This window comes from Polaromonas sp. P1_G4 (assembly GCF_056405475.1).
On record NZ_JBFUCA010000808.1, the window covers coordinates 1 to 1,307 of the forward strand.

Genomic DNA, 1,307 nt, shown 5'->3' on the forward strand with positions numbered 1-1,307 from the left:
CGGGCTCTACAGGTGTGACATTGGCCGTGAAATGCTGCTCGCCCTCTTCGATCTTGTTCACACTGGCGCGCTGCTGTCCTTCCACCAAAACCTTGACAGTACCGTCAGGCAATTTGAGCAGTTGCAGGATCGTGGCAACGCAGCCCACCTGGAACATATCTTCCACCGAAGGCTCATCCTTGGCCGCAGCCTTCTGCGCCACCAGCATGATGCGGCGCTCGGCCTCCATCGCCGACTCCAGCGCCTTGATGCTCTTGGGGCGGCCCACGAACAGGGGGATCACCATGTGCGGAAAGACCACCACATCCCGCAAAGGCAGGAGGGGAAGGTCAATGGGGGTGGAAGGCAATGAAGTTTGTCCGGACATATAAACCTTAAACGTTAGCCGTGACGGCCAGTTGCATGGCCCGGCGAAACACAATCAACCCAGACATGGGGCGCAGGAGGCGCTTTTCAAGCATTCCGGCCAGCCTTTTGGGATGTTCAGGCTTTCTTGGCCGCTTCACGGTACACAAGCAAGGGGGCTTTGTTTTCTTCGATTGTGGACTCGTCCACCACCACTTTATCCACATTGCTGGCATTCGGCAGGTCGAACATGGTGTCGATCAGCGACTGCTCCAGGATGGAACGCAAGCCGCGCGCACCGGTTTTACGGGCCAGCGCCCTGCGGGCAATCGCTTTGAGTGCGGAGGGCCGGATTTCCAGATCAACCCCTTCCATGGCCAGCAACTTGCTGAATTGCTTGACCACGGCATTTTTGGGTTCTGTAAGGATCTGCACCAAGGCGTCTTCTGTGAGCTCGGCCAGCGTCGCCACGACCGGCATCCGGCCGACCAGCTCAGGAATCAGCCCGAACTTGATCAGGTCTTCAGGCTCGACATCCTTGAAGGCTTCGGTCAGGCTGCGGGCCTTCTTGCTCTTGACGGCCGCGCCAAAACCGATCCCGGAAGCTTCGGTCCGGTTCTCGATGACCYTTTCCAGGCCCGAGAATGCACCGCCGCAGATAAACAGGATATTCGTGGTGTCCACCTGCAGGAAGTCCTGGTTGGGGTGCTTGCGGCCGCCCTGTGGCGGCACCGACGCCATCGTTCCTTCGATCAGTTTGAGCAGCGCCTGCTGCACACCCTCGCCGGACACGTCACGCGTGATGGAAGGGTTGTCGGACTTGCGCGAAATCTTGTCAATTTCGTCAATGTAGACAATCCCCTGCTGGGCACGTTCAACTTCGTAATTGCAGCTCTGCAGCAGCTTCTGAATGATGTTTTCGACATCCTCGCCGACATAACCTGCTTCGGTCAGCGTAGTAG

General features: G+C 58.0%; 2 protein-coding genes. Both read right to left on the reverse strand.

The window, feature by feature from the left end:
* A partial coding sequence (locus tag AC1D1X_RS23550) for an LON peptidase substrate-binding domain-containing protein (protein WP_477699378.1) occupies positions 1–367 on the reverse strand: 367 nt, incomplete at its 3' end.
* A 116-nt stretch (positions 368–483) separates the two neighbouring features.
* Positions 484–1,307: ATP-dependent Clp protease ATP-binding subunit ClpX (gene clpX / locus AC1D1X_RS23555; protein ID WP_477699379.1), on the reverse strand; the 824-nt coding region annotated here is incomplete at its 5' end.